Below are 5527 nucleotides of genomic sequence, written 5' to 3' on the forward strand. Positions count from 1 at the left end.
TACTAGTAGGGTATGTGAATTGAAAATCCACGCTCGCATAAAACGAATACGTGCGTGAAATGTTCCATTTCATATACACCCTACTCACCTTTTAAAACATTCGCCATATTAATATTCAACGCTCTATGCGTTGGGATAATCACCGCCACGAACGCCACCAACAACGACAATACAATCGTAATCGGTAACACGGGCAAGCGCATATCAATGTAGGATTTAAACACCGTTAAGCCGAGCACTTGTGCGAGCAAATAGCCCAAGCAAAGCCCTGCAATAATTGCACCGCTTGTGATGATGAAAATCTCGGTGCTGATTTGGCGGATGATGTCGGATTTTTTCGCCCCCAAGGCTTTTTGAAGTGCGAGCTCTTTGGCGCGTTCGCCCACAATCGCAATCAGTGTGGTGTTCACGCAAAGGGTCGCAAGCACCAAAATAACCAGCGAAATCAAACCCATTAAGCCTTTGATTTTATCTAAAATCAACCCTTCGGAAGCGGAGACTTTACGGATTGGGCGAGCGGTTAAATCAGGGTGCTGTTGCATAATTTGTTCGGCGAATTGCTCCGCTTGGTTTACGCCTTGCTCATTTTTCACGTTCAGCAACGCATTATTCGCCAAGCCTTCTTTTTCTAGCCAATTTTGGGCAAAGGCGAGATTGACGAGCAGCATATTGTCGGTAGCATCGCCCGCTTCCACAATAGCCTTGACGGTGAATCGATGTTTTTCGACGGCATTTTTGGAAAGCTGAATGCTGTCGCCCACTTTTAAATGCAACCGTTCGGCGAGCGTTTTGCCGATCATCGCATTGCGATCGTCAAAGTTCACATTGATTGCCGAGCCCGTTATTTGCCAGTAAGGTGCAAGGGTTCGCATTGCATCAAAGTTCACGCCCATTAACACGATTTTTTCCAAATCGCTGCGTGCTACGCCGTAAAGATAAGGGCTGGATGCGGTCACTAAGTCGCTTGGTGCATTTTGCAAAATGGTGTTGAGTTCGGTTTCGTTGATCATTCCGCCATCGGCTGAACCAATATAGAAATTTGCCCCGAAGGTCCGGAGTTCTTGGCTCATTTTGGTGTTGATGTCGAAGTAAACCGCCGACATCGCCGTCACGATGCTCGCCCCCACGGTGAGTGCGGTGAAAATAATCAACACGCGTTGTAATCTAAGGCGTAGAGCACGGAAAATCAATCGCCAAAACATACTGTGATTTGCTACTTTATTGTCTGCTTTTTTATGCTCTACCATAGAGCACCTCCACAGGGTAAAGTTTTGCGATTTTATGTGCAGGGAACCACGTTCCGATTACGGCAATCAGCATTGAAAGCACCAACACGCAAGGTACAACAATCCAAGCGAAATCCAGTGGGGCACCGAACAATGCAGCACCGATAAATTTTGCCAAGCCCCAGCCAGCAATGCAGCCAAGCACCCCACCAACCAACGCACTGAGCACCGATTCGCAATAAAACAGCAACGTGATTTGCCACTGATAAGCACCAAGTGCTTTCATCAAGCCAATCTCTTTGGAACGTTCAATAATACCTGCACTCATTAGCGATGCAATTCCCATTGCTGCTGCGATTAATGCCGCCACAGTCACCACGGCAAGTAAGAGCTGAATTTTGCCAATTACAACGCCTTCAGAGGCTGCCACTTGCCAAATAGGGCGAACAATTGCCCCCGAAATTGCTTCTTCCAACTGATGCGAAATGGACGATACATAAGCTGTGCAATACCAGCGGTCGTACTCTTCTGCATCTAAGGCATCCGTATTGGCACGTGCTTTGCGGGAAAGATCGTTTTCAGGCACGGTGAGTGCCGACACGCGCACAGATTGTACTTTTCCTTCCAAACCGAGCAAAGTTTGCACAGAGTTTAATGGCATCACAAGTTGATTATCTTCTGTGCCGCCAGTGCTTAAAATGCCCTTAATTTCCACAGATCTTTTCTGCGTTTCATTGTTCTCATTGGTGTAACTGAGCGTTAATTTATCGCCAATCTGCCAACCGTTTGCCTTGGCAAGTTGTTCGCCAGCTAAGGCTGGGATGAACTCGCCAAACTCGCCACTAAAGTCGTCCACCCATTCGCCGTTCACTTTCCAAAATGGGCTGATGATACGTTGTCCTGTGTGGTAATCATCTTCATCAGGAATAGCGATTTGGTGATCGAAAAACGTCCCCAACACGTTAATAGTTTTCGCTGAAAGAGCAGGTGATTTTGTAGGTGAATTTGCAGAATAATCTGCGAATTTAACCGCTTGTACGTTGGCAGAAAGCAGCGGGGCGAAGCCGACAATATTGTTTCGCCAGAAAATATCTTTGATATTCGGCAGCTCTTTTTCATCCAAAAAATCTTGGCTGGAAAGGGATGAGTTGTGGCTTAATTCATCAGGCAATGCTGCATTGCTGGCAGGTTCGACTAAAATATTCGCCCCATAAGATTTCAGCTCTTTCGCCATTTTGTCGCCAATATCAATGGAGACCGCAAGCAGGGCAGAGACCAAGCCAGCCGCCAAGAAAATCGTAATAATGGCGAGCAATTTACGTTTTAAGCCAAACCGCCAAGATTGAAATAACATTCGTGTCAGCATTATTCCCCCTTACTCTCACTCTCTTTGTTACCGAGATATTTTTCAGGGTTATCACGGAATTGATCGAGATTTTTCTCGTTTTCAAAGAAATATGTGTGCCCTTCGTGGCTATATTTGAACTCAGTTTTGGTGTTTTTGAGTTTCGCTCCGCTAATCGGATCTTGCACATCAATTTCTACAATGGTGCTGAATAGGTTCAGGCCGTCTTCCAAGCTTTTGCGAGAAATGATAATTTCGTTGTCGGTTTGTAGCCAATCTTCAATCGGCACAGGGTTGCAGCCCCCCGGTTTGCCGATGGATGGAATGAACATATGCACACCGCAGCCCACGCACACCACTTGGTTGCCTTGCATCACGTAACCTTGGTCGCCACAGAGCAAGCAAGCATCAAATACTGCCGCCATACTCACTTTGCTTGGTTGGCGGTTGATGATGAAAAATCGCACTGCTTTACCATCGTCTGCAATCCACACAAAACGGTGCAATTTGCCATCTTTAAGTGGTTCAAGAGCTAAATGCACTTCGTCTTTTTCATTGAGTTGCACAGGTACAGCTTCGGAAAGTTGCGGTGGTTGTGATGCTACTTTTTCCCAATAAAGCTGGCTTGCGCTCACCCATAAAATCCCGAAAACGCCCCAGCCGATTAATCGTTTGGAAATCTGCACCAAGGCGAGTTTTTTGCGTTTTTCAATTGGATCGCTTTCTGTATTGGCGTGTTTTAGGCGTTTAACATAGGTTTGAATAGTAAAGATAGCCAAAATTATTGCCATTAAAACCACACAAATCGCATTCAGCCATACGGTGATTTTGCCCGATTTTGCGACAAAGCTTAAACGTGGTTTAGTGAGTTCGATAAGCTGTAGTTTCATCAGCGTGAGCAATAATTCAGCCACAAGCGGTAGAATTAAGGCGATAAAAAGCAAAAAGATCAAGGCTAAAAGTGCGGTGGATTTGCCTTGTGTTTTTTGTTGCTGTTTAAGTAAAAAATAAAGCCAAGCCGAAGCTGCAAAACAAAAAATAATGCCAAAAAGTACCGCACTTAGGTTCAAAATAAAGTCGGTGTTGATCACATCAATGTTGGTAAGCGCGGTGATATTCGGATCGTTCGCCCAAGTTGCCCCTGCAATGAGCATTAAAATAAATTGCCAAAATGCTGTGATTTTGGTTGATTGGACGCCTTGGCTAATGGCAAAAAGAAAAAATGCGATTAAAAAGCCAAGGATAAGAATGAGGTTCGGCACTTGTCCATTCGGCAGATTTAACCGCAAGACAACGCCAAAAGCCAAGCCGAAAAGACTGAGCCAGATAAGTGTTTTAGGGGAAATTGTGCTTTTTTTAATTGCCCACGAAGCCCCGAGTAAAAGTGAAATTGGCAATAAGGATTGGAGTAGGAAGATGAAGAAGTAGGTCATAGCAGAAAACAATTTTTTTGTAGGGTGTGTGGAATAAAATTCCACGCACGCAAAAGATTAAAAATGGTGCGTGAATTACCTGTAATTCACACACCCTACGGGGTTATTTGATGCCAGTAAATTTAAACTCATAACTCACATCAAATGGTTTCCACCAGCGGCCTACGCCAGTTTCTTCATCGGTGTGGCGGTGCATACCAGCTTTTGATGGAGGATCGTGGTAGGTTAATTTGTAGTTACCCACGCCCATCATTTTCACGTTCGCACCATAGTGTGGGCCATCGCCTGCTACCATTGGCATAAATGTGCCTTCTTGTTTTGCACCTGTGTCAGTGTTCACTAAAGTATAGTTGATGGTTAAGTATGGCATCCATTCGCCTTCACCGAAGCCGTTTTTGTTGCCTTTCACAGCGTGGATGTCGGCTTCTAAGTGGATGTCAGATTTCGCAGCAGGTAAGCCCATTCCGCGTGGTTCCATATCGATTGGTTTGAGATACACTGCGGCGATTTCCATTTCGTTCATCGTCACGGCTTCACCGATCGGATATTCTTGGAAGGCATTTGCTGATGAAGCAGAAAACATTCCAGCGAGTAATGTTGTAGCAAAAAGTACTTTTTTCATAGTTTCTCTCCTGAAAGTAGTTAATTGTGAGGAAAATGTGATTTGCCCCTACATTTTCGTTGATTTAAACCTAATTCCCTTTTTTGCTCTGATATTTCATTACAAACAACGCAAAAATTGCGGCTAGGATTAAGATCGCTTGTGGAACAAGAGTTTCGACGTAAGGATAAATACCGAGCCACGAAAGTTCTGGCACGTTGGCAACTAAAGTTGGTTCGAATAATTTGCCTTCAATCAGTTCTAATACCGATTTACCAGCGAACACAAAAGCCATTAAATACATAAACGAACCTGTGAACATAAAGAACGGTTTGAGCGGCAATTTCACCACGCTATAACGCATAATGAAGTAGCAAATTGCGAGCAAAATTGCACCGCTTACAAAGCCTGCGAAAAGATAGGCGAGACTGACCGCACTTTTGGCATCGCCAATGAGTGCATAATAGAACAGCACGGTTTCCGCTCCTTCTCGATAGACTGCTAGGAAACTGGTGAGCCATAAACCGAAGAGTGAGCCTGCGGTGAGAGCAGTGGATAGTTTGCCTTCAAGGTAGCGTTTCCAGTTTTGAGCTTCCACTTTGGAGAGTAGCCAGTAGCTCATACTAAAGAGCATAAACACGGCGATGATCATCGTGAAACCTTCGAGCAATTCGCGATTTTGCCCTGAATTTTCAAAAATAAGCTGGAAGATAAAGGCAGTTACCACGCTAGCTACTAATGCCAGGTAAACCGATTGGCGAATGATAGGCAGTTTGTCGTGATGATTGTTTTTCGCCATATAAGCTACAATTGCTGCGACGATGAGCAAGGCTTCCAAGCCTTCACGTAAAATAATGAGTAGGCTATAAAGGAACATCGACCAGTCGCTTTGTTCGCCGTCTTGCAGCATATCAACGGCTTT

The 5527-nt window shown here is 44.8% G+C and carries 5 protein-coding genes; all 5 read right to left on the reverse strand.

Features of this window, described 5'->3' with window-relative positions:
* Positions 1 to 80: 80 nt before the first annotated feature.
* Positions 81 to 1247: an ABC transporter permease gene (locus KH943_RS09020; protein WP_304110168.1), complete on the reverse strand. Its 1167-nt coding sequence runs from the start codon at positions 1245 to 1247 to the stop codon at positions 81 to 83.
* Positions 1234 to 2592 carry an ABC transporter permease gene (locus KH943_RS09025; protein WP_304110169.1) on the reverse strand — a complete coding sequence of 453 codons (1359 nt, stop codon included), beginning with the start codon at positions 2590 to 2592 and terminating at the stop codon, positions 1234 to 1236. The genes KH943_RS09020 and KH943_RS09025 overlap by 14 nt, the downstream gene beginning before the upstream one ends.
* A complete protein-coding gene (locus KH943_RS09030; protein ID WP_304110170.1) occupies positions 2592 to 4004 on the reverse strand; it encodes a Fe-S-containing protein in 1413 nt (470 codons plus the stop codon). Before KH943_RS09030 ends, KH943_RS09025 begins: the two co-directional genes overlap by 1 nt.
* Before the next feature lie 103 nt (positions 4005 to 4107).
* Positions 4108 to 4626, reverse strand: coding sequence for an iron transporter (locus KH943_RS09035; RefSeq protein ID WP_304110171.1), 519 nt, complete (start codon positions 4624 to 4626; stop codon positions 4108 to 4110).
* Between the two features lie 70 nt (positions 4627 to 4696).
* A partial coding sequence (locus KH943_RS09040; protein WP_304110172.1) for an FTR1 family iron permease occupies positions 4697 to 5527 on the reverse strand: 831 nt, incomplete at its 5' end.

Origin of the sequence: Haemophilus parahaemolyticus (assembly GCF_018373095.1) — a bacterium.
Taxonomy (GTDB): Bacteria; Pseudomonadota; Gammaproteobacteria; order Enterobacterales; family Pasteurellaceae; genus Haemophilus_A; species Haemophilus_A parahaemolyticus_A.

Coding starts and splice junctions, on each gene's coding strand:
- KH943_RS09020 (WP_304110168.1), bottom strand. CDS start 1,247: ATGGTAGAGCATAAAAAAGCAGACAATAAAGTAGCAAATCACAGTATG.
- KH943_RS09025 (WP_304110169.1), bottom strand. CDS start 2,592: ATGCTGACACGAATGTTATTTCAATCTTGGCGGTTTGGCTTAAAACGT.
- KH943_RS09030 (WP_304110170.1), bottom strand. CDS start 4,004: ATGACCTACTTCTTCATCTTCCTACTCCAATCCTTATTGCCAATTTCA.
- KH943_RS09035 (WP_304110171.1), bottom strand. CDS start 4,626: ATGAAAAAAGTACTTTTTGCTACAACATTACTCGCTGGAATGTTTTCT.